The organism is Actinoplanes missouriensis 431 (genome assembly GCF_000284295.1).
Taxonomy (GTDB): Bacteria; Actinomycetota; Actinomycetes; order Mycobacteriales; family Micromonosporaceae; genus Actinoplanes; species Actinoplanes missouriensis.
Map to the genome: position 1 here is coordinate 1 of NC_017093.1, position 21,828 is coordinate 21,828.

Consider the following 21,828-nt stretch of genomic DNA (forward strand, 5'->3'; position numbering starts at 1 on the left):
TGTGGATAACCTGTGGATAGCCGGTGGCGCCGTGCGTGTTCAGCACCTTGACTGGACATGGTTGAGGGCCGAGCGGTGCCTGTACGGGGCGTCGTCAGCGTCCAGGCGGAAAGGCCGGATACAAGGTCCACCGGGGGTCGGTGGCGATGGGGGTGGCGCGGCGGTGGCCGATCAGGTCGACCTTGGTGAGGTGTGGAAGGCAACTCTGGGTGAGTTGTCCGACGAGATCGCCTCACCGCAGCAGCGCGCCTACCTTCAGCTGGTCCGTCTCCGAGCGATCGTCGAGGACACCGCTCTGTTGTCGGTTCCGGACGCGTTCACCCGTGACGTCATCGAGTCCCGGATGCGAGGCGCGATCACCGAGGTGCTGACCCGCCGGCTGAGCCGGCCGATACAGGTCGCGGTCACGGTGCGCCCGCCGGAGGACGGCTCGGGCATCCCCGGCACGGTCTACGGCACGCCGATAGACGCCGCGCCGACGCCGCTGGAACCGCAGCCACGTCACTACGCCGACCCGCCCCGGTATGACGACCAGCCGCGGTATGACGACGCCGGCCCGTACCAGCCCGAGCTCCCCGGATATCCGGGACAGCAGCGGTCCCCGGAGCCGTACCCGACCGGTTCCGCGCAGCATTCGCGTACCGTGCCCGCCGCCCGCGACGGCCAGGAGACGCTGTTCGCCGACCCGATGCCGCCGCAGCTCCCGCAGCCGCCGATGAACCGGCCGCCCACCCGCCCGGTGGAGAAGGCCGCGGAACCGCAGGCGCCGGACGACTCGGCCCTGCCGCGCGCCACACCCGACGCGGCGCAGCGCCGGCCGGAGATGATGCCGCCGACCCGCGGTGACAACGGTCCCGGCCGCCCGCCGGTCGACCTGCGCGGTCCCGGCGCCTCGCCGCGTCCCGGTGGCAACGACGGCAACCGTCTCAACCCGAAGTACATGTTCGAGACGTTCGTCATCGGCTCGTCCAACCGGTTCGCGCACGCCGCGGCGGTCGCCGTCGCGGAGTCACCGGCGAAGGCGTACAACCCGCTGTTCATCTACGGCAGCTCGGGGCTGGGCAAGACGCATCTCCTGCACGCGATCGGCCACTACGCCACCACACTGGGCCACGCCCGCTCGGTGCGCTACGTGTCGACCGAGGAGTTCACCAACGATTTCATCAACAGCCTGCGCGACGACAAGACCCAGGCGTTCCAGCGCCGGTACCGCGACGTCGACATCCTGCTGATCGACGACATCCAGTTCCTGGAGAACCGCGAGCGGACCCAGGAGGAGTTCTTCCACACCTTCAACACGCTGCACAACGCGAACAAGCAGATCGTGATCAGCTCGGACCGCTCCCCGCGCCAGCTGGCCACTCTGGAGGACCGGATGCGCACCCGCTTCGAGTGGGGCCTGCTCGCCGACATCCAGCCACCCGATCTCGAGACCCGCATCGCGATTCTGCAGAAGAAGGCCGCCCAGGAGCGGATGTACGCCCCCGACGACGTCCTCGAGTTCATCGCCTCGCGCGTCTCGAGCTCGATCCGCGAGCTCGAGGGTGCTCTCATCCGGGTCACCGCGTTCGCCAGCCTCACCCGGTCCCCGGTGCAGCTCTCCCTGGCCGAGGAGGTCCTCCGCGACTTCATGCCGGACGGCGCCGGACCGGAGATCACCGCCGACCAGATCATGGTCTCCACCGCGGACTACTTCGGTGTCTCCCTCGAAGACCTCCGCGGACACTCCCGCAGCCGGGTCCTGGTCAACGCCCGCCAGGTGGCGATGTACCTCTGCCGCGAACTGACCGACCTCTCGCTGCCCCGCATCGGCCAGGCGTTCGGCGGCCGCGACCACACCACCGTCATGCACGCCGACCGCAAGATCCGTCAGCACATGGCCGAGCGCCGCTCGCTCTACAACCAGATCGCCGAGCTGACGAACCGTATCAAGCAGAACACCTGACCCATCCGGTACGAGCGGATCCGGCCGGCCAACCGCAGCGTGACGGCTGGACGGCCACTCCGGCAGGGACCTCAGGGTCGGTCCGGCCCTCACCCGGCTTCCGGCGGGCCTGCCCACTCCGGCGTTCCGAGCCCCCGCGTTTCCACAGAGCCCGGCACACCGATGCCCGGCCCGTAAGCCGCCGCCCACAGGCCGCGCGACAACGCCGCTCTCGTGGGCCGCGCGACAACGCCGCCCACAGGGCCGCTCAACGCTCCCCACATGGTTGTGCACAACCCACAATTCCCAGCTCAGCGCCCATCGGGAACGAGTTGTCCACAGGCTGTGCGCCACCGATCGTCCCTGTTGATCACCAGGTTTGGGGACAGCCACCACGGTCGGCCACGCCCCGACGCGTTACCCACAGGCCCCACGAACCACATTGGCCACATATACACAGGCCCTTGACCAGCGCCTATGGCAAAACCGGTCGAGTTATCCACCGCTTATGCACCGGGTTCTCCACAAGTTATACCCAGATCATCCCAGCTCAGCCCGGATATCGACGCTCATCACAGTTAGTTTTCACGCCTGCCAAAACACGACTTGTCAACGTCGGAACGGGTCAGTTTCGTGCCAACGTTGTCCACACTAATCCACAGGCGTCCACAGGCTCTGTCCCCAACCGGTGGACAACAGGCGACACCGGAATCCACAGATGTGGACCGACCCTGTGGAAATCGATGTGGACAGACACTGTGCGTCACAAACTTGTCCACTGCCTGTGGACGCCTGTGGATTTCCTGTTGAAGGTTCTGGGGACAACGACACGGTCGCGTCCCAGCGTTATCAACAGGGCGGTGGATGAAACCGGTGGACAACCTGGGGACAGCCTGGGGACAACGGTGGACAACCGTCGGTCAGGTCCACGACTGTGGACACAGACCGGGGTTTGTACCCTGGTTACCCACATGTGAATCACCGGTGGATAACTCTCTCACCAGCGAAAACGCCGGTTCTCCACAGAATCCACAGCACCGATGAAGACGACTAGTTATCTCTTTAATAGAGAACAAAAAACAATCATCAGCGTTGGGGAAGGTGTGGATGAGCCGGATCCGGCTCTGAAGCCCCATCCGCTCGACTGCTCGGCACCGAGGGTCGGGCGCGCACGAAGACGACCCGAGCCATAGAGTTCAGTGGGGTCTACGCCCCCGTAAGAGGAAGCATCGCGGAGGACAGCATGAAGTTCCGGGTGGAGCGAGACGCGCTTGCCGACGCCGTGGCCTGGACAGCCAAGAGCCTGCCGAGCCGGCCGTCGGTTCCGGTGCTCGCCGGTGTCCTGCTGCGGGTCACGGACGGGCGGCTGCAGGTCTCAGGATTCGACTACGAGGTCTCGAGCCAGGTGAGTGTCGAGGTTCAGGCGGACGCCGACGGCGCCGCGTTGGTCTCCGGCCGCCTGCTCGCCGAGATCACCAAGGCACTGCCCGGCAAGCCGGTGGACATCGCCGCTGTCGGCGCGCATCTGGAGCTGGTCTGCGGCAGCGCCCGTTTCACGCTGCCCACGATGCCGGTGGAGGACTACCCGACGCTTCCGGAGATGCCGTCCAGCACCGGCACCGTCGACGCCGCTACGTTCGCCTCAGCGGTCGCCCAGGTGGCCATCGCGGCCGGGCGTGACGAGACGCTGCCGATGATGACCGGTGTGCGGATCGAGCTGAACGGCACCTCGATGGCGATGCTGGCGACCGACCGCTACCGGCTCGCGATGCGCGAGATCGAGTGGAACCCGGACGACCCGGAGATCAGCATCAACGCTCTGGTCCCGGCGAAGACCCTCAACGACACCGCCAAGACGCTCGGCCCGCTCGGTGGCTCGGTGACCCTGGCTCTCGCGCAGGGCAGCGCCGGTGAGGGCATGATCGGTTTCGCCGGTGGCACCCGCCGCACCACGAGCCGCCTGCTGGACGGCGCGAACTACCCGCCGGTGCGCTCGCTCTTCCCCGCCTCGCACAACGCCGAGGCCCGGGTCGCCGTCTCCGCCCTGGTCGAGGTCGTGCGCCGCGTCGCGCTCGTCGCCGAGCGCACCACCCCGGTGCTGCTGAGCTTCAGCGAGGACGGCCTGGTGGTCGAGGCCGGCGGCACCGAGGAGGCGCGCGCGAGCGAGGCCATGGAGGCCACCTTCACCGGTGAGCCGCTGACGATCGGGTTCAACCCGCAGTACCTGATCGACGGCCTGCAGAACCTCGGCGCACCGACCGCGGTGCTCTCCTTCGTCGACGCCTTCAAACCCGCTGTGATCTCCCCCGCTGCCGAAAGTGGCGAAATCATCTCGGGTTACCGCTATCTGATCATGCCGATCCGGGTGACTCGCTGATACTGGGCTTGAAGCAATCGCACATCTAGGGAGAACACCATGCAACTCGGCCTGATCGGTCTCGGCCGAATGGGTGGCAACATGCGGGAACGACTGCGTGCCGCGGGGCACGAAGTCGTCGGATTCGACCACCATCCGGACAAGCGCGACGTCGCCAGCCTGGCCGAGATGGTCGAGAAGCTCGCTGCGCCTCGCGTGATCTGGACCATGGTGCCCGCCGGCCAGATCACCGAAGACACCATCAACGAGCTCTCGGGGCTGCTCTCCGAGGGCGACATCATCATCGACGGCGGGAACTCGAAGTTCACCGACGACGGGCCCCGCGCCGAGCGCCTGAAGGCCAAGGGCATCCACTACCTCGACGTCGGCGTCTCCGGCGGCGTCTGGGGCATCACCAACGGCTACGCGCTGATGGTCGGCGGTGAGGCCGCCCAGGTCGAGCACTGCAAGCCGATCTTCGAGGCGCTCAAGCCGGCCGGTGAGTTCGGCTTCGCGCATGCCGGCACGCACGGCGCCGGCCACTACGCCAAGATGATTCACAACGGCATCGAGTACGGGATGATGCAGGCGTACGGCGAGGGTTACGAGATCCTCCTGGCGTCCGAGCTGGTCGACAACGTGCCGGCGGTCATCAAGAGCTGGCGCGAGGGCAGCGTCGTCAAGTCCTGGCTGCTCGACCTGCTCGACCGTGCGCTCGACGAGGACCCGACGCTGGCCAACCTCAAGGGCTACGTCGAGGACACCGGCGAGGGCCGCTGGACCGTCGACGAGGCCGTCCGCCTCGCCGTGCCCGCCCATGTCCTGGCCGCCTCGATCTTCACGCGTTTCGAGTCCCGCCAGGACGACTCGCCCGCGATGAAGGCCGTCGCCGCGCTGCGTCAGCAGTTCGGCGGCCACGCCGTCAAGCGCTGATCCATGCACGTACGCCGGGTCGAGCTCACCGACTTCCGTTCCTACGAGCGGGTGGCCGTGGATCTCGAACCCGGCGTGTCCGTGCTGGTCGGCCAGAACGGCATGGGCAAGACCAACCTCATCGAGGCTCTCGGCTACGTGGCCACCCTGGACAGCCATCGGGTGGCCACCGACGCGCCCCTGGTCCGGGCCGGTGCGACCTCGGCCGTGATCCGGTGCGCGATCGTCCACGATGGACGTGAGCTCCTCGTCGAGCTGGAGATCGTCCCGGGCAAGGCCAACCGCGCCCGCCTCAACCGCTCACCGGTGCGCCGCCCGCGCGAGGTGCTCGGCGCGCTGCGCATGGTGCTGTTCGCCCCCGAGGACCTGGAGCTGGTCCGCGGTGACCCGTCCGAGCGCCGCCGTTACCTCGACGACCTGCTCGTCGCCCGCCAGCCCCGGTTCGCCGGGGTGCGCGCCGACTACGACCGGGTGGTGAAGCAGCGCAACGCCCTGCTGCGGACCGCGTACCTGACCCGCAAGGTCGGCGGTTCGCGCGGCCAGGACCTGTCCACGCTCGCCGTCTGGGACCAGCACCTGGCCCACCACGGCGCCGAGCTGCTGGCCGGTCGCCTGGAGCTGGCCGCTGCGCTGGGGCCGCACCTGACCAAGGCCTACGACGCGGTGGCGGCCGGGCGGACGTCGGCGTCGATCGCGTACGCGTCCCGGCTCGGCGAGTCACTCACCGCCGACCGGCCGGCGCTGCAGGAGGCGCTGCTGGCCTCGCTGGAGGAGCGCCGCACCGCGGAGATCGAGCGGGGCACCACCCTGGTCGGCCCGCACCGCGACGACCTGTCGCTGAACCTCGGCGACCTGCCGGCGAAGGGCTACGCGAGCCACGGGGAGTCGTGGTCGTTCGCGCTGGCGCTCCGGCTGGCCGCCTACGACCTGCTGCGATCGGATGGGATCGAGCCGGTGCTGGTCCTCGACGACGTCTTCGCCGAACTCGACTCGGGCCGCCGCGAACGCCTCGCCGCGCTCGTCTCCGACGCCGCGCAGCTGCTGGTGACCTGCGCCGTCGCGGAGGACGTGCCGGCGTCGCTGCGCGGCGCCCGCTACGACGTGACGATCGGGGCGGTGGACCGTGCCGGCTGACCAGGAACGGTCATCAGGGTCCGGCAAGAACTGGCCCGACGAGGAGTGGCCCGAGGAGGAGTGGGCGACCGAGGAGCCGGACGTGCCCTACGAGCCGCCTCAGCTCTTCGGTGAGGCTCTCAGCGATCTCCGGGGCGGGTCGGGTCCGGGTCGGCGGCCCACCGGACGCTCCAGTGCGGCTGAGGGCGAAAAGCGCAGTCATGCACAGCCTGTGGACAACTCAGCGGGCCCGTCCACGGCGGTTCCGGGCGGCGAGGGGCAGCCCGGGACGGTTCGGGATGGGGAAGGGCAGCCCGGGACGGTTCCGGACGGGGAAGCGCTGGCCGGGCCGGAACTCGCCCGGGCTGTGCTGGACGCGGCGCTGGCGCGGCGGCGGGAAGCGGCGAGCAAGCCCCGCAAGCGCCGGACCGGCGGTGGCGAGCGGCGGCTGCGCGGCTATTCCGGGCCGGGACCCGACCCGCGCGACCCGCAGCTCTTCGGCGACATGCTGGAACGGCTGATGAAGGCCCGGGGCTGGGAGAAACCGAAGGCCGAGGCGACGGTCTTCGGCTCGTGGGAGAAGGTCGTCGGCCCGGACATCGCCTCGCACAGCCGTCCGGTGAAGCTGGAGAACGGCGTGCTCACCGTCGAGGCGGAGTCCACGGCCTGGGCCACCCAGCTGCGCATGCTCGCCGCGCGGCTGCTGCGCCAGATCGCCGGCGAGGTGGGCAACAACGTCGTCACGAAACTGAACATCCACGGTCCGGCGGCGCCCTCCTGGAGCCGCGGTCCGCGCCGGGTGCAGGGCCGGGGACCGCGCGACACCTACGGCTGAGACCCACCCGCGTGGGGAGGTGGGGCGCGCTCCGCACCCGCGATCCACACGCGGCCGGGCTTCCCGGCTGTGTGCGGAACCCGGGACGCGCGGCAAGCGTCGGAGATGCATGATCATGCGTCGGATTCTGGTTCTGCTGCTCCTGGTGATCGGGCCCGTGCCGTTCGCGGCGGAGGCGGCCTGGGCGTGTTCCTGCGGTGGCGACGGCGGGATCGCGAAAGCCCAGCTGGCGTTCGACGGAGTGGTCCGCTCGGTGGAGTCCGGCGACGGCCTGCAGCGGGTGCGGTTCGCCGTCGGCACGGTTCTGAAGGGTGAGGCGGGCGCCGAGGTGACACTGACCACTTCGGACAACGAGGCGTCCTGTGGATATCGGTTCGACGAGGGCAAGCGGTACCGGGTCTATGCATTCTCCGGGACCACGTCGCTGTGCAGCGGGAACGAGATCCTGGCCGCCGCGCCCGCAACGACAGCGCCTGCAACGACAGCCCTCGCGACGACAGCGGCCGCCGAGGACCCGAGCGGCACCGATCGCACCCTCGTCTTCGGGATCGGTGCCGGACTGGTCGCACTCTTCGTCGGGTTCGGGGTGACGATGCTGGTGCGATACCCGCGTGGCAGGGACTGAGAGGAGAGGGAGCGCAACCGCTCACTCAGGTCGCGCGGCCCGGCGAGCGCAGCGATGCCGTGCCGCGCCCTCGGCGGGAGCGACGGTCTGTACGCCCCACCCCGCTACGACAGCCAGATTTTGATCTCAGTAATCGGCGAAGACGGCGAAGCCTCGCTCGGCGCAGCGGCGGTAGAAACCGGCCAGGATGACGAGCTCGGTGCGGGCGAAACTCCAGTGCGGGGCGTTCCCGGCGTCGTCGCGCAGGGCGGCGAGACGGTGCTCGAGCCAGCGCAACTGCTGGTCGGCGAGGCGGCCGCCGGCGATCGCGGTGCGCATGACGGCCGCGACCGTGTCGAAGGTGACGAGGTCGCCGAACTGGTCGTGACCCTCGACGAAGCGCTCCAGGCCGCCGGCGATCCAGGCGCACCCGTCCGGGTCGATCACCGGGTCCTCGTCCTCGGCGGCCGCGTCGGTTGCGTAGAGCACGCCTTCCAGGCCCAGGAGCAGGTCGACCAGTTCGGTGTACGCGGTCGCGCGCACCGTGCCGGTCTTGGCGATGTGCAGCGCCAGGGCACCGGTCGGCGCGGCGATCTCGGGCCGGTCGGCGATGCTGGCGAAGTCGACGAACTCAGCGGGCGCGACCGGGTCGTAGTACTGATTGGTTCGCGGCCAGTGCACGGCGACGTTGTCCAGGCCCTTGTCGTGAGCCATCGGGGCCACCCCTCCTCGGACTGTCATGCGGCTTTCCGGCGTAACCGGCCCGCGCGGGCGAGGTTACGACACCAGCCCCTGCCGCTGTCGAGCAGTGTCGCAGTGAGTGCCCGTCCGGCACGGCAGCCACGCCCTACACATGAGGCAGCCGCAGCACTTGCCATTGCGGTGGGCGGTAGTTCCGTGTAGGGGAACACGTGGGATCGGGCTCAAATCGCGCTACGGGACTCTCAGGCACCCTGAAGGGGTGCCGCACCCTCGCCAACTCGTGTCGGCGGAGTAGAATCGACAGCGACCGGGAAAACTGTGCTCGACGGAGCTTCGTCACTCTGCGCGGTTTTTCCAGCCGATCACGATCCGCGGGCCGTCCGCGGCGACCGGCGCGCACGGTTCCACCGGTGGTCCGCTTCTTCCCCGCGGGTGTTTTCCCTGGTGCCACGCGTGCGCGCGGCTGCTGCCGACGCCTGCCAACCCCGCTGCGGGGCCGATGGGTCCGCAGCGAGAAAGTGGCCGAGGGTGTCAGAGAAGAAGCAGGAGTACGGTGCCGAGTCGATCACCGTGCTCGAGGGCCTCGAGGCAGTCCGCAAACGTCCCGGTATGTACATCGGTTCCACCGGTGAGCGCGGTCTGCACCACCTGGTCTGGGAGGTCGTGGACAACGCCATCGACGAGGCGCTGGCCGGCTACTGCGACACCATCGATGTCGTCCTGTTCGCCGACGGCGGGGTCTCGGTCACCGACAACGGCCGTGGCTTCCCGGTCGACCTCCATCCGAAGCTGAAGAAGCCGGGTGTCGAGGTTGCGCTGACCGTGCTGCACGCGGGCGGCAAGTTCGACAACCAGGCCTACAAGGTCTCCGGTGGTCTGCACGGCGTCGGCGTCTCGGTGGTCAACGCGCTCTCCACGAAGATGGCCGTCGAGATCCACAAGGCCGGCTTCGTGTGGCGGCAGAAGTACGACAACTCCAAGCCCGGCCCGCTGGACAAGGGCGAGACGACCGACAAGACCGGTTCGACCGTGCAGTTCTGGCCGGACCCGGACGTCTTCGAGACCGTCGAGTTCGACTTCCAGACGATCTACCGCCGCCTCCAGGAGATGGCCTTCCTGAACCGCGGGCTGACCATCAACTTCACCGACGAGCGGCCGGTCTCGGCCGACGAGAACGGTGAGGCCCGCAAGGTCACCTTCATGTACGCGGGCGGCATCGCCGACTTCGTCCGGCACCTCAACGCCACGAAGAGCCCGATCCACAAGTCGGTGATCGAGTTCGGCGCCGAGGACGACGCCGCAGGCATGGGCGTCGAGGTCGCGATGCAGTGGAACGAGTCGTACGGCGAGTCGGTCTACACGTTCGCGAACCGGATCAACACGCACGAGGGCGGAACCCACGAGGAGGGCTTCCGCGCCGCGCTGACGACGATCGTCAACAAGTACGGCATCGAGAAGAAGTTCCTCAAGGGCGACCAGAAACTGTCCGGTGAGGACATCCGCGAGGGTCTCGCCGCGATCATCTCGGTGACTCTGCGGGAGCCGCAGTTCGAGGGCCAGACCAAGACGAAGCTCGGTAACACCGACATGAAGAGCTTCGTGCAGAAGGTCGCGAACGAGCAGCTCGCCGACTGGTTCGACCGCAACCCGGCGGACGCCAAGCTGATCATCACGAAGGCGGACCAGGCGGCTCGCGCCCGGATCGCCGCGCAGCAGGCGCGCAAGCTGGCCCGGCGCAAGTCGCTGCTGGAGTCCGGTTCGATGCCGGGCAAGCTGGCCGACTGCCAGTCCACCGACCCGCGCGAGACCGAGCTGTTCATCGTCGAGGGCGACTCGGCCGGCGGCTCGGCCAAGTCCGGCCGGGAGAGTCGCATCCAGGCGATCCTGCCGATCCGCGGCAAGATCCTGAACGTGGAGAAGGCCCGGATCGATCGGGTGCTGAAGAACAACGAGGTCCAGGCGCTGATCACGGCGATGGGCACCGGCATCCACGACGAGTTCGACCTCACGAAGCTGCGCTACCACAAGATCATCCTGATGGCCGACGCCGACGTCGACGGCCAGCACATCCAGACGCTGCTGCTCACGCTGCTGTTCCGATTCGTGCGGCCGCTGGTCGAGCATGGTCACGTCTACCTGGCCTCCCCGCCGCTCTACAAGATCAAATGGAACAAGCGGGGTGACGACGCGCAGTACGCGTACTCGGACCGCGAGCGGGACGGCCTGATCGCGCTGCGCCAGCAGAAGAAGCCGAACGCGAAGCCGGACGACATCCAGCGGTTCAAGGGTCTCGGCGAGATGAACTTCCAGGAACTCTGGGACACCACGATGAACCCCGACACCCGCACGCTGCGCCAGGTCACCCTGGACGACGCCGCGGTGGCGGACGAGTTGTTCAGCGTGCTGATGGGTGAGGACGTCGAGGCGCGGCGCTCGTTCATTCAACGCAACGCCAAGGACGTTCGCTTCCTGGACATCTGAGCCGGCGCGTATCCACAGCGTGTAGGTACTTTCCACAGTGTTATCCACAGCAGTTTGTCGGTTTTTGCCGCACTTGCCTGGAATCACCTTGAGTAAGGGTTAACAGTGACTGACACTCCCGAGCCCCCGGACGGCGACGAGACCCAGGACGATGCCGTAGGCGGTGTGGCCCAGCGCGTCGAGCCCGTCGGCCTCGAAGTCGAGATGCAGCGCTCGTACCTCGACTACGCCATGAGCGTGATCGTCGGCCGTGCGCTGCCCGACGTCCGCGACGGTCTCAAGCCCGTCCACCGCAAGATCTTGTATGCGATGTACGACTCCGGCTTCCGCCCGGACCGCGGCTACGTGAAGTGCGCGCGTGTCGTCGGCGACGTGATGGGCAACTACCACCCGCACGGCGACTCGTCGATCTACGACGCCCTGGTCCGGATGGGCCAGCCGTGGTCGCTGCGTTACCGGCTGATCGACGGCAACGGCAACTTCGGTTCACCGGGTAACGACCCGGCGGCCGCCATGCGGTACACCGAGGCGAAGCTGTCCCCGCTGGCGATGGAGATGCTGCGGGATATCGACGAGGACACCGTCGATATGCAGGACAACTACGACGGGCGTACCAAGGAGCCGACGATCCTGCCGGCTCGGTTCCCGAACCTGCTGGTAAACGGCTCCGAGGGCATCGCGGTGGGCATGGCCACCAAGATCCCGCCGCACAATCTGCGCGAGGTCGCGGCGGCCGTGCAGTGGTGCCTGGACAACCCGGAGGCCGACGAGGTCACGACGCTCGAGGCGCTGCTCGAGTTCGTCAAGGGTCCTGACTTCCCGACCTACGGCCTGATCGTCGGCCAGCAGGCGATCCAGGACGCATACCGCACCGGTCGTGGTTCGATCCGGATGCGTGCGGTCGTCGAGGTCGAGGAGGACGCACGTGGTCGTCCCTGCCTCGTGGTGACCGAGCTGCCGTACCAGGTGAACCCGGACAACCTGGCCGAGCGGATCGCGGAGCTGGTCAAGGAGGGCAAGCTCACCGGCATCGCCGACATCCGGGACGAGTCCTCCGGCCGTACCGGTATGCGGCTGATCCTGGTTCTCAAGCGCGACGCGGTGGCCAAGGTCGTGCTGAACAACCTCTACAAGCACACCCAGCTGCAGGAGACGTTCGGCGCCAACATGCTGGCGCTGGTCGACGGCGTGCCGCGCACGCTGAACCTGGCGCAGTTCATCAGGTACTACGTCGAGCACCAGATCGAGGTCATCCGCCGGCGGACCGCGTACCGCCTGCGCAAGGCCGAGGAGCGCGCGCACATCCTGCGCGGTCTGGCCAAGGCGCTCGACATGCTCGACGAGGTCATCGCCCTGATCCGGCGCTCGCCCACTGTGGAGGACTCCCGTCAGGGCCTGATGCAGCTGCTCGACGTGGACGAGGTGCAGGCCACCGCGATCCTCGACATGCAGCTGCGCCGCCTGGCCGCCCTGGAGCGGCAGCGGATCGTCGACGAGCTCGCGAAAATCGAGATCGAGATCGCCGACCTCAAGGACATCCTCGCGAAGCCGGAGCGGCAGCGGGCGATCGTGTCGGACGAGCTCGGCGAAATCGTTCAGAAGTACGGCGACGACCGGCGCACCCAGATCATCCCGTTCGACGGCGAGGTCTCCATGGAGGACCTCATCGCGCGCGAGGACGTTGTGGTGACGATCACACGTACCGGTTATGCAAAGCGCACGAAGACCGATATGTACCGTTCGCAGAAGCGCGGCGGCAAGGGTGTGAGCGGCGCGACGCTGCGCCAGGACGACATCGTCTCGCACTTCTTCGTGATCTCGACCCACGACTGGATCCTGTTCTTCACGAACAAGGGCCGCGTGTACAGGGCAAAGGCGTACGAGCTGCCCGAGGCGAGCCGGGTGGCGAAGGGTCAGCACGTCGCGAACCTGCTGGCGTTCCAGCCGGATGAGCAGATTGCCCAGATTATCCAGATTCCGAACTACGGGGTGGCACCGTACCTTGTGCTCGCCACTAAGAATGGTCTCGTGAAGAAGACCCGCCTGGAGGAATTTGACTCCAACCGCAGCGGTGGCATCATCGCCATCAACCTGCGGGAGGATGACGAATTGGTGGGCGCGGCGCTGGCTGCTTCCGAGGACGACCTGTTGCTGGTCTCCAAGAAGGCGCAGGCCATCCGCTTCAACGCGACCGATGAGGCCCTGCGGCCGATGGGCCGCGCGACCTCCGGTGTGATCGGCATGCGGTTCGGTGACAACGACGAGCTCCTCGCCATGGAAGTGGTGCGCGAGGGCATGGATGTGTTGGTCGCCACGAACGGTGGGTATGCGAAACGCACGCCGATCGAGGAGTATCCGGTACAGGGCCGTGGCGGCAAGGGTGTCCTGACCGCCAAGATCACGGAGCGTCGTGGTGGACTTGTCGGTGCTCTGGTGATCAGCCCGGAGGATGAACTGTTTGCCATCACCAGCAATGGTGGTGTCATCCGGACTCCCGTGAAGCCTGTACGGCGCACGAGGGATCGGAACACAATGGGGGTCAAGCTGATGGACCTCCCTGAAGGTGTAACCATCGTGGCGCTTGCTCGCAATGCCGACGAGCCTGACGAACAGGACTAGTTGATGCCGGAGACACAGGCGAAGTCGGGGGGCCCGGGGAGCTCAGCGACTCCGGACGATGCGGCGAAAAAGGACGCAGCCGCACCGAACGGGCGTGAGAGCACAGGGCGCGCCGCTGTCCCCGCCGATGCCCAGTCCCCGCCGAAATTCACCCGGGCGCCCGGCATGCCGCCGCCGCCCGGTGAGCCGGCCGGAGACGGGAAAGCGGCGGGCGGCCCCTCCGTGGTGAAGGGCTCCGCCGCCGTGCCGGTCGTCACCAAGGGCAAGGGCGCCGCACCGGCCGCCAGCCGGCCCGCGACCGCCGCACCGGGCCAGGGGCAGGGCCAGACCGGCCCGCAGCAGCGCCCGTCCGGGACTGCCGCACCGGCCGCGCCCGGCGCTGCCAAACAGCGCTCCGGTCCGCCGGCCGCGGGGTCGGCAGCCGTCGGCGCCGCCCGTGTCTCCGAGGCGGTTCGCTCCGCGCGTTCCACGGTCTCCTCGGCCGCCGCGCGTGGCCCCCGCCGGGCCCGCCTGAACCTCAAGCGGATCGACCCGTGGTCCGTGATGAAGTTCGCATTCGCGGTCTCCATCGTGCTGTTCATCGTGGTCGTGGTGGCGACGTCGGTGCTCTACCTCGCCCTCGACACGATGGGCGTGTGGAGCTCGGTCAACACCAGCCTCAAGGACCTGGTGACCGCCAGCGGTGGCACGGAGAGCAGCTCCGGCGGCTCGTTCCGGATCACCGCCTGGGGCGTGATCGGCACGTCGATGCTGATCGGGGCGGTCAACGTCGTCCTGTTCACCGCGCTCGCCACCCTGAGCGCGTTCATCTACAACGTCTGCGCCGACCTCGTCGGCGGCATCGAGCTGACGCTCGCCGAACGGGACTGACGACCCTGGGTCGGGTTGCGAGCCACCCCGCTTTGGAGGCTCGCAACCCGATGCGGTAACGTTCCTCTCGCAGTTGAGCGGGGCTATAGCTCAGTCGGTTAGAGCGCAGAGCTGATAACTCTGAGGTCGATGGTTCGATTCCATCTAGCCCCACGAGCGGCAAGGGGTCCTGTGTTCGCGGAAAGCGCGAGCCAGGACCGCTCGTCATTCTGCCGGGGGGCCGAGCCCCCCGAACCCCCACGGTGCGTTCTGGTTGCGCTGGCCGGTTGGTTGCGCTTTCCTTTGGTACGGGGGGAAGTCTGCTCGACGCCTTCTTAGGGGGATGTGCTCGTGCTGAAGAAGCTTCTGATCGTGGCCGGCGTTGCTGGGGCGGCTTACCTGGTCGTCAAGAAGGTCAAGGAGTCCAGCGACGAGCGCGCTCTCTGGCACGAGGCCACCACTTCGCCTGATCTTCGCTAGTTCGTAGCGAGGGGCCCTAGCTCAACTGGCAGAGCACCGCCTTTGCAAGGCGGGGGTTAGGGGTTCAAGTCCCCTGGGCTCCACTTTCAAGTTTGGTTGGCCGGCTCGGCATCTCTCGTCGAGAGCGTGCAGCCGTGTTCAACGATCAATTCGGGTCGTCGCGCGCTGTGGGGTTCTCCGGCGCTGTTCTGATCAGTGCGGGGGGTTCGCGGACGGCGGCGTCCCGGGTGCTCTGGTTCGAGGCGCTCTGGGACACCGGACGGGTCCGCAAACCGGAAACGAGTCGATGGACGGCATGGTCGCCCGCCTGGACGGGTCTTGACGCCGCCGTTGAGTGCGGGTCAGCCCCGCGAGCGGACCTTTGGTTGACTGTCGCCGTGAAACGCCGCTCAGCCCTCCTGCTGCTCACCCTCACCGGCCTGGCCGGCTGCGCCGACGCGGAAGCGGTCGTGCCCGACGCCGGCGCCTCGGCGATGCCGTCCGCCGATCTCCGCTGGCCGCTTCGGGAGCCCGACCTGGCTGCCGGTTTCTGCTTCACGCTGGTCCAGGGCTTCACGCCGAAACAGGTGATCGACCGGCTCGGCGGCAAGGAACTGGAACGGGTCAAGTGGGCGCAGCTCGTCGGGCCCGGTGACGGCGAGGCCGGCGCCGCGCGGCGCTACTTCGTCGGGCTGACCCGGTTCGACGACTGGACGCTCATCGCGGAGGACGCCGGTGACCTCGGCGTCACCGAGGAGATCGTGCGCCCGCTCTCGGAGGGCCGCCGCGTGCTGGCCTACCGCAGCGACGCCACCGGGCGGGGACGCCTGCTGGTGATCGAGGACGGGGAGGTGCTCCTCGACTTCGACTCCGGAACCCCGGAACGCTGGGGCGGCAGCCAGCCGGGCGACTTCGTGCCGGCCATGCGGACGGCAGGCCTTCTCGGGGGTACGGACGTGACGGAACCCACGGGACCCGCGTTGTCGTTCCTGGCTGACCGAACGGGCGTCACGTTGACTCGGGAACAGCTCAACGAGCGTACATATCTGCTGGTCACCGTCCCTAAGTAGAAGATGACCATTTGCCCTTTCTTCGATGGATGAAGTTATCCACAGGGGAATGAATGAGTTCTGCGGGGCACGGTGTCTCCGGTTAGCCTGCGATTCGTGAGCGAACGAAGACGGGCAGCTGCCGTGATCGTGCGGGAGGGTCGTGTGCTGATGGTGCACGAGCGCAGCCGGCGATTCGGTGGCGGCGAGTGGTGGACCCTGCCGGGAGGCGGTCTGCGACCCGGTGAGACGGCCGAGGAAGCGGTGCGGCGCGAGGTCTTCGAGGAGACCGGGCTGATCGTCGGCGACGCCCGCTACGTGCTGGAGATGCCCTATCCCTCGGGCATGACGTCGGTCTTCGCGGTGACGGTGGCGGACGGCGAGCCACGTGTCGGCCACGACGACGGGTTCGGGCCGGAGCCGCTCGGGGTGGACTGGTTGCCGGTCCCCGAGCTGCCGATCGAGACGCACGGTGTGCCGGTGCCACCGCTCATGGTGGTGCTGCCCACCATCGCCGATCACACGGACGGCGTGACGTCCGCCGGTGACGGCTCGGCGACGGGCGCCGAGTCGGCTGCCGGGGCCGGCGAGGGGACGAACGGCGCGGCAAGCGTGCGCAGGCGCTCCACGACGAAGTAGGCGCTCGACGCTGCGTACCCGGGGGCCAGCACGCAGCCGAGGATCAGCACCGGCCGGGAACCGACGGCGATCAGAGCCGCGGCGCACGCGGCCCAGCAGGCGAGCAGCACCGCGTTGACGGTGTCGTGCCGCGCCCAGCCCCGGGCCCGGCGGCGTGCCTGGCGCTGGATCTCGACGACGAGGGCGTGCGCCATCCCGGCAGCCAGCAGAGCCAGCAGCGCGGTGGCGAAGTACGAACGATGGCCGCCGGCGACGGCGACCAGGGCAGTGGCACCGGTGAGCAGGGCGAGGCCACTCACGGTCCCGACGCGTGCTTTCCGACGGTCCTCCACAAACCCATTAGCTCGGCATGATCAGCCGAAATCTGAGGAGTCCCGCCCCGACTGTTGGAGATCCACTGTCCGGGGCAAGGATGTCCGACATGATGGGAAGTTTGCAGACCGAATCCGCACAGTCCCGCCTCGACCTGCTCGCCCCTCCGGTCGCGAAGGCCCTGGAGGTCTGGCCGGTGGAGGCACCGATCGACGCCGATCAGGTGCTGGTCGCCCCGATCGACCCGACGCTGGCGGACACGGCCGCCTTCTGCGAGGCGTACGGCGTAGGGCTGCCCGAGTCCGCGAACTGCGTGATCGTCGCCGGTCGTCGTGGCGACGTCACCCGCTACGCCGCCTGCGTCGTCCTCGCCACCACCCGCGCTGACGTGAACGGTGTCGTGCGCAAGTACCTCGACGTCCGGAAGGCGAGCTTCGCGCCGATGGACGAGGCGGTGTCGCTGACCGGCATGGAGTACGGCGGTATCACGCCGATCGGCCTCCCGGCGTCCTGGCCGATCCTGGTCGACTCCCGGGTGATCGCCACCCCGCACGTGATCATCGGTTCCGGTGTGCGGCACAGCAAGATCGCGATCGCCGGCCCGGCTCTCGGCGCCCTGCCCGGCGCCGAGGTCATCGATGGCCTGGCCCGCGAGGTCGGGTGATCCCCGTCGATGTCGTTCCACGTGAAACGACATCGACAAACGTCATGCTGCGGCGTCGGCCGCCTCGCGTCGGGTGATCTCCTCGAACGCGGCGAGCAGCGTCGGCGTCTCCTGTGCGCCCTGCACCGCGTACTTCCCGTCGATGACGAACGAGGGGACGCTCGTGATGCCGAGCTCCCGCGCCTCGGTCAGATCGACCTGCACCGCGGCGCTGCCGGCATCGGTCATCAGGTAGTCCCGCGCCGCGCCCTCGTCCAGGCCGATCGAGCCGGCCACCGCGGCGAGCGCGTCCGCCGAGCCGATGTCGACGCCGTGGGTGAAGTGAGCGGCCTGAAGGGCGTCGAGCATGTCGGCCTGCCGCTCCCGGGTCGCCGCCCACGCGATCAGCCGATGCGCGGTGAACGTGTTGGCGGCGATCGCCCGATCGAAGTCCAGGGTCAGACCCTCGCCGGCGGCGATCGCGGTGACGTGCGCGAACATCTCCTCCGCGCGCTGCCACCCACCGAACTTGCCGGCCATCACCTGCTTGATCGGCAGCGGCTCCGGCACCGGGCTCGGGTCCAGCTGGTAGGCGCGATAGGTCACCGTGACACTGCCGTCGAACGCGTGCACGGCCTTCTCGAGCCGGCGCTTGCCGATGTAGCACCACGGGCAGATCACATCGGACCAGACCTGGATGTCCACGTCACCCCTCCGCGGAAGAAGCGGCCACCTGACGCTTGAGCCGCGCCAGGATCGCCGTGCCACCCCGGATCCGCAGCGGGCTGATCGCCTGAGCCAGCCCCATCCGAGCATAAAGATCATCGGGTACGGCCAGAACCTCGTCAGCGGTCGCCCCGGCGAGGCCCTCGGCGAGGATGCCGGCGAAGGCGCGCGTGGTCGGCGCCTCCGGCGGGCAGTCGAAGTGGGTCACCACCGAACCGTCGGCCTGCACGGTCGCCTGGAGGAAGAACTGCGTCTGGCACTCCGGCACCTGTTCCATGCCCTCGTGACCGGCAAGCTCGGCGGGCAGCGGCGGGACCGCGTCCGCGAACTCCAGCAACATCTCCAGGACCACGTCCCGGGGAGCGGAGGCGAACTCGTCGACGATTTCGGCAAGCTTCGGTGGCATGTCAGTCACAGGACCGACCCTACGCGTGCGATCTTCAGGCCGCGGCCGACGTGGGCAGGAGTGCCACGTCACTCAGGCTGAGGATGCCCACCACCTTGCGGTCCGCGTCACAGACCAGCAGCCGGCGCACGCCCCGGTTGCGCATGGCCTGCACCGCCTCCTCCACAGTGGCGCTCTGCTCGATCATGATGAGTTCCCGGGTGGCGATGTCGCCGAGCCGGGTGGTGGCCGGCGGCAGGTGCTCGGCTATCGCCCGGACCACGATGTCGCGGTCGGTCACGATCCCGGCCATGGTCGGGCCGTGGGTCACCACGACGTCGCCGATCCCCTGGTCGCGCATCGCCTGCGCGGCCTCGTCGAGGGGGGTGTCCTCGGGCAGGTAGACCACCTGCCGTGTCATCGCATCCGCGACCAGCCTGACCACGTCTCGCCCCGATCCGCCTCGTCGTTGCTCAAGCTTCCGCTTCACCCAGCTCCCGGTCACGAAACGGTTACCCGAGCCTTGCGGTGATTACACCCGCGATGTCCACAAGGGGCAATTCCCGTCGCTCTCCGGTGCGCCGGTCGCGAAGTTCGCCGTACCCGTCGGTGAGCCGGCGGCCGACCACGACGGCCTGCGGGATCCCGATCAGCTCGGCGTCGGTGAACTTCACGCCGGCCGAGATGTTCGCCCGGTCGTCGACGAGCACCCGCAGGCCCGCCCGGGACAGCGTCGCGCCGAGGGTGAGCGCGGCATCGACCTGCCCGTCCTTGCCGGCCGCCACCACGTGCACGTCGGCCGGAGCCATCGACCGCGGCCAGACCAGCCCGCGCCCGTCGTGGTGCTGCTCGGCGATCGCCGCCACGGCTCGGGACAGCCCGATGCCGTAACTGCCCATGGTCGGGCGGACCGGCTTGCCGTCGGCGGCCAGGACGTCGAGCTTGAAGGCATCGGTGTACCGGCGGCCGAGCTGGAAGATGTGCCCGATCTCGATGCCGCGCCGGATGGTGAGCGTGCCGTCCGCGCACCGGGGGCAGGGATCGCCGGCCCGCACCTCGGCGGCCTCGATCGTGCCGTCCGGCGTGAAATCGCGGCCCGCTACCACGCCTGTCGCGTGCCGGCCGGGCTCGTTGGCGCCGGTCAGCCACGCGGTGCCGTCGGCGACGCGCGGGTCGGCCAGGTAGCGGACCTTCAGGCCCTGCGGGCCGATGTAGCCCTTGACCAGGTCGGGCCGTGCCGCGAAGTCGTCGAAGAGGGTGGCGGTGGCCGGGGCGAGCGCGGCGTTGAGCCGCTTCATGTCGACCTCCCGGTCACCGGGCACGCCGATCGCCAGCAGCTCCGGCTCGCGGCCGGGGTGGTGGACGGTCACCACCACGTTCTTCAGGGTGTCCGCCGCGGTCCAGTCCGCCCGTCCCCGGAGCCGGTGGGCGTTGGCGTGATCGACGAGGGAGGCGATCGTCGGGGTGTCCGGAGTGTCATGGACCTCCAGCGAGAGATCGGACGTGCCGGTGACACTCACCGGCGTCGTCACCGCCTCGGTATTCGCGGCATAGGAACAGGCCGCGCAGCCCACGAACGTGTCCTCGCCCACCTCCGACGTGGCGAGGAACTCCTCCGAGGCGGAACCGCCCATCGCGCCGGAGACCGCCGAGACGATCGTGTGCTCCAGACCGAGACGTTCGAAGACCCGCTGGTACGCCTCGCGCATCCGCTGATAGGCCTCGGCCAGACCGGCGTCGGTGAGGTCGAACGAGTAGGCGTCCTTCATCAGGAACTCGCGGCCGCGCAGCAGACCGCCACGGGGCCGAGCCTCGTCCCGGAACTTCGTCTGGATCTGGAACAGGACCAGCGGAAAGTCCCGGTACGAGCTGGTCAGGTCCTGCACGAGCAGGGTGAACATCTCCTCGTGCGTCGGGGCGAGCAGGTGGTCCGCCCCGCGCCGGTCCTGCAGCGTGAAGATGTCGTCCCCGTACTCGGTCCAGCGCCCGCTCACGTCGTAGGGCTCACGCGGCAGCAGGGCCGGGAACGAGACCTCCTGCCCACCGGCCGCGGTCATCTCCTCGCGGACCACCGCGGTCACCCGGTCGAGGACCAGCTTGCCCAGCGGCAGCCAGGTGTAGCCGCCCGGCGCGGCGCGGCGGATGTAGCCGGCGCGCAGGAGGAGCCGGTGACTCGGCGCCTCCGCGTCCGCCGGCTCCTCACGAAGGGTCTTGAGCAGCAAGGTGGACATTCGAAGCAGCATGTCCGGAGCCTAGGGAATCAGGTGTTTTGGAGCACTCGCTTTAGCTCGTGTCGCCATCGTCACGTAGACGGCGGTTCCCTGTTCGGTGAAAAACTTGCCTATCAAGCAAAGCTGAACAGCCGTTAGGGGGAAGCCATGGCTTGGCGCAGCTTCGTGGCAATGGGGGACAGCTTCACCGAGGGCATGTCGGACGCGTACCCGGATGGTTCCTACCGCGGGTGGGCCGATCTGGTCGCCACCCGCCTGGCGGTCGACACCGGACCCGGGTTCCAGTACGCGAACCTCGCGATCCGCGGCCGCCTGCTCGACCAGGTCCTCGCCGAGCAGCTGGAACCGGCCCTGAAGATGCGACCCGACCTGGTCGGCTTCGCGGCCGGCGGCAACGACATCCTGCGGCCGAAAGCCGATGCGACGGCGCTCGTCGCGCGGATCGAGCCGGTGATCGCGCGGATCCGGGCCACCGGCGCCGACGTGATCCTCTTCCGGTTCGCCGACGTGGCGGCGCACATCCCGGGCGGCCAGCGGATGATCGGGGCGCGGGCGGCGGCCCTCAACGACGGCACCCGTGAGATCGCCGAGCGGCACGGCGCGTACCTGATCGATCTGTTCGCCGACGACGCCTACCTGCACCCGGACATGTGGAGCGACGATCGTCTGCATCTCTCCGAGGCAGGTCATCGCCGGGTCGCCGGGCACGTCCTGAACTCGCTCGGCGTCGGCGTCGACGAGGAATGGATGCTGATCCCGCCGGCGCCGCAGCCGACGCCGTGGCGGCTGGCGCGCAGCGCCGACCTGCGCTGGGCCAGGCAGCACCTCGCTCCCTGGGTGAGCCGGCACCTGCGCGGGCGCTCCTCCGGTGATCTCGTCACGGCGAAGCGACCGGTGCTGACACCGTTCGGTGAATAGGACGGGTCTTCAGTCTGTTCAAGGGTGGTGGGCGGGGCGGTCGGAGGGCG

General features: G+C 68.6%; 19 protein-coding genes, 2 tRNA genes and 1 pseudogene. 16 read left to right on the forward strand and 6 right to left on the reverse strand.

Translation table 11 applies throughout. The features are described 5' to 3' along the window. The first annotated feature begins 163 nt into the window (after nucleotides 1-163). From dnaA to AMIS_RS00030, 6 genes are all read left to right on the forward strand, one after another. Entirely contained in the window at nucleotides 164-1,945 is a 1,782-nt protein-coding gene (gene dnaA, locus AMIS_RS00005; RefSeq protein ID WP_014440121.1) for a chromosomal replication initiator protein DnaA, read from the forward strand. Nucleotides 1,946-3,167: 1,222 nt separating this feature from the next. Next, nucleotides 3,168-4,301 (forward strand): DNA polymerase III subunit beta, encoded by a 1,134-nt coding sequence (dnaN, locus tag AMIS_RS00010; RefSeq protein WP_014440122.1) that lies wholly within the window; start codon nucleotides 3,168-3,170, stop codon nucleotides 4,299-4,301. A 39-nt stretch (nucleotides 4,302-4,340) separates the two neighbouring features. Then, the gene (gene gnd / locus AMIS_RS00015; protein ID WP_014440123.1) at nucleotides 4,341-5,213 is read left to right on the forward strand and encodes a phosphogluconate dehydrogenase (NAD(+)-dependent, decarboxylating); all 873 of its coding nucleotides are present in this window, start codon (nucleotides 4,341-4,343) and stop codon (nucleotides 5,211-5,213) included. A 3-nt stretch (nucleotides 5,214-5,216) separates the two neighbouring features. After that, nucleotides 5,217-6,347: a DNA replication/repair protein RecF gene (recF, locus tag AMIS_RS00020; RefSeq protein WP_014440124.1), complete on the forward strand. Its 1,131-nt coding sequence runs from the start codon at nucleotides 5,217-5,219 to the stop codon at nucleotides 6,345-6,347. Between the two features lie 211 nt (nucleotides 6,348-6,558). After that, the gene (locus AMIS_RS00025; RefSeq protein WP_041830363.1) at nucleotides 6,559-7,161 is read left to right on the forward strand and encodes a DUF721 domain-containing protein; all 603 of its coding nucleotides are present in this window, start codon (nucleotides 6,559-6,561) and stop codon (nucleotides 7,159-7,161) included. Between the two features lie 115 nt (nucleotides 7,162-7,276). Continuing rightward, a complete protein-coding gene (locus tag AMIS_RS00030) occupies nucleotides 7,277-7,786 on the forward strand; it encodes a hypothetical protein (protein WP_157434692.1) in 510 nt (169 codons plus the stop codon). 126 nt (nucleotides 7,787-7,912) lie between these two features. Here the strand turns inward: AMIS_RS00030 and AMIS_RS00035 are convergent, their stop codons facing one another. Further along, complete coding sequence (locus AMIS_RS00035; protein ID WP_041829472.1) at nucleotides 7,913-8,479, reverse strand: hypothetical protein; 567 nt, start codon at nucleotides 8,477-8,479, stop codon at nucleotides 7,913-7,915. Nucleotides 8,480-8,995: 516 nt separating this feature from the next. On the opposite strand from AMIS_RS00035, the gene gyrB reads away from it, so the two are divergent. The 8 genes and pseudogenes from gyrB to AMIS_RS44905 all read left to right on the forward strand — a co-directional run. Continuing rightward, nucleotides 8,996-10,948, forward strand: coding sequence for a DNA topoisomerase (ATP-hydrolyzing) subunit B (gene gyrB, locus AMIS_RS00040; RefSeq protein WP_014440128.1), 1,953 nt, complete (start codon nucleotides 8,996-8,998; stop codon nucleotides 10,946-10,948). 105 nt (nucleotides 10,949-11,053) lie between these two features. Next, the gene (gyrA, locus tag AMIS_RS00045) at nucleotides 11,054-13,567 is read left to right on the forward strand and encodes a DNA gyrase subunit A (protein ID WP_014440129.1); all 2,514 of its coding nucleotides are present in this window, start codon (nucleotides 11,054-11,056) and stop codon (nucleotides 13,565-13,567) included. 3 nt (nucleotides 13,568-13,570) lie between these two features. After that, complete coding sequence (locus AMIS_RS00050; protein WP_041830365.1) at nucleotides 13,571-14,437, forward strand: DUF3566 domain-containing protein; 867 nt, start codon at nucleotides 13,571-13,573, stop codon at nucleotides 14,435-14,437. A gap of 79 nt (nucleotides 14,438-14,516) precedes the next feature. After that, a tRNA-Ile gene (locus tag AMIS_RS00055) sits at nucleotides 14,517-14,590 on the forward strand. Between the two features lie 177 nt (nucleotides 14,591-14,767). Further along, a complete protein-coding gene (locus AMIS_RS43825) occupies nucleotides 14,768-14,896 on the forward strand; it encodes a DLW-39 family protein (RefSeq protein ID WP_014440131.1) in 129 nt (42 codons plus the stop codon). A gap of 10 nt (nucleotides 14,897-14,906) precedes the next feature. Continuing rightward, nucleotides 14,907-14,979: transfer RNA gene (locus AMIS_RS00060), tRNA-Ala, on the forward strand. A gap of 294 nt (nucleotides 14,980-15,273) precedes the next feature. Continuing rightward, nucleotides 15,274-15,945 carry a DUF6461 domain-containing protein gene (locus AMIS_RS00065; protein ID WP_014440132.1) on the forward strand — a complete coding sequence of 224 codons (672 nt, stop codon included), beginning with the start codon at nucleotides 15,274-15,276 and terminating at the stop codon, nucleotides 15,943-15,945. Between the two features lie 96 nt (nucleotides 15,946-16,041). Continuing rightward, nucleotides 16,042-16,374: pseudogene (locus AMIS_RS44905) on the forward strand (NUDIX domain-containing protein); the annotation flags it as partial. 68 nt (nucleotides 16,375-16,442) lie between these two features. On the opposite strand, the gene AMIS_RS44910 reads toward AMIS_RS44905, so the two are convergent. Beyond that, nucleotides 16,443-16,862: a hypothetical protein gene (locus AMIS_RS44910; protein ID WP_269447701.1), complete on the reverse strand. Its 420-nt coding sequence runs from the start codon at nucleotides 16,860-16,862 to the stop codon at nucleotides 16,443-16,445. Nucleotides 16,863-16,987: 125 nt separating this feature from the next. On the opposite strand from AMIS_RS44910, the gene AMIS_RS00080 reads away from it, so the two are divergent. Further along, on the forward strand, nucleotides 16,988-17,539 hold the full coding sequence (locus tag AMIS_RS00080; protein ID WP_041830367.1) for a YbaK/EbsC family protein: 552 nt from the start codon (nucleotides 16,988-16,990) through the stop codon (nucleotides 17,537-17,539). A 42-nt stretch (nucleotides 17,540-17,581) separates the two neighbouring features. Here the strand turns inward: AMIS_RS00080 and AMIS_RS00085 are convergent, their stop codons facing one another. The 4 genes from AMIS_RS00085 to AMIS_RS00100 form a co-directional block, all read right to left on the reverse strand. After that, a complete protein-coding gene (locus AMIS_RS00085) occupies nucleotides 17,582-18,223 on the reverse strand; it encodes a DsbA family oxidoreductase (RefSeq protein WP_014440136.1) in 642 nt (213 codons plus the stop codon). A gap of 1 nt (nucleotide 18,224) precedes the next feature. Continuing rightward, on the reverse strand, nucleotides 18,225-18,659 hold the full coding sequence (locus AMIS_RS00090) for a SufE family protein (protein ID WP_014440137.1): 435 nt from the start codon (nucleotides 18,657-18,659) through the stop codon (nucleotides 18,225-18,227). Nucleotides 18,660-18,684: 25 nt separating this feature from the next. Beyond that, entirely contained in the window at nucleotides 18,685-19,050 is a 366-nt protein-coding gene (locus AMIS_RS00095; RefSeq protein ID WP_041830368.1) for a CBS domain-containing protein, read from the reverse strand. 91 nt (nucleotides 19,051-19,141) lie between these two features. Beyond that, the gene (locus AMIS_RS00100) at nucleotides 19,142-20,872 is read right to left on the reverse strand and encodes a proline--tRNA ligase (RefSeq protein ID WP_014440139.1); all 1,731 of its coding nucleotides are present in this window, start codon (nucleotides 20,870-20,872) and stop codon (nucleotides 19,142-19,144) included. A gap of 135 nt (nucleotides 20,873-21,007) precedes the next feature. Between AMIS_RS00100 and AMIS_RS00105 the strand changes: the two genes are divergently transcribed. Beyond that, nucleotides 21,008-21,778, forward strand: a complete 771-nt coding sequence (locus AMIS_RS00105) for an SGNH/GDSL hydrolase family protein (RefSeq protein WP_014440140.1) — start codon at nucleotides 21,008-21,010, stop codon at nucleotides 21,776-21,778. Nucleotides 21,779-21,828 lie beyond the last annotated feature (50 nt).

What these genes read in the sequence shown, in the direction of transcription:
- gnd (WP_014440123.1), top strand. Translation starts at nt 4,341, where the DNA reads ATGCAACTCGGCCTGATCGGTCTCGGCCGAATGGGTGGCAACATGCGG.
- AMIS_RS00095 (WP_041830368.1), bottom strand. Translation starts at nt 19,050, where the DNA reads ATGACACGGCAGGTGGTCTACCTGCCCGAGGACACCCCCCTCGACGAG.
- AMIS_RS00105 (WP_014440140.1), top strand. Translation starts at nt 21,008, where the DNA reads ATGGCTTGGCGCAGCTTCGTGGCAATGGGGGACAGCTTCACCGAGGGC.
- AMIS_RS00050 (WP_041830365.1), top strand. Translation starts at nt 13,571, where the DNA reads ATGCCGGAGACACAGGCGAAGTCGGGGGGCCCGGGGAGCTCAGCGACT.
- AMIS_RS00100 (WP_014440139.1), bottom strand. Translation starts at nt 20,872, where the DNA reads ATGCTGCTTCGAATGTCCACCTTGCTGCTCAAGACCCTTCGTGAGGAG.
- dnaN (WP_014440122.1), top strand. Translation starts at nt 3,168, where the DNA reads ATGAAGTTCCGGGTGGAGCGAGACGCGCTTGCCGACGCCGTGGCCTGG.
- AMIS_RS00080 (WP_041830367.1), top strand. Translation starts at nt 16,988, where the DNA reads ATGGGAAGTTTGCAGACCGAATCCGCACAGTCCCGCCTCGACCTGCTC.
- recF (WP_014440124.1), top strand. Translation starts at nt 5,217, where the DNA reads ATGCACGTACGCCGGGTCGAGCTCACCGACTTCCGTTCCTACGAGCGG.
- AMIS_RS00030 (WP_157434692.1), top strand. Translation starts at nt 7,277, where the DNA reads ATGCGTCGGATTCTGGTTCTGCTGCTCCTGGTGATCGGGCCCGTGCCG.
- AMIS_RS00035 (WP_041829472.1), bottom strand. Translation starts at nt 8,479, where the DNA reads ATGGCTCACGACAAGGGCCTGGACAACGTCGCCGTGCACTGGCCGCGA.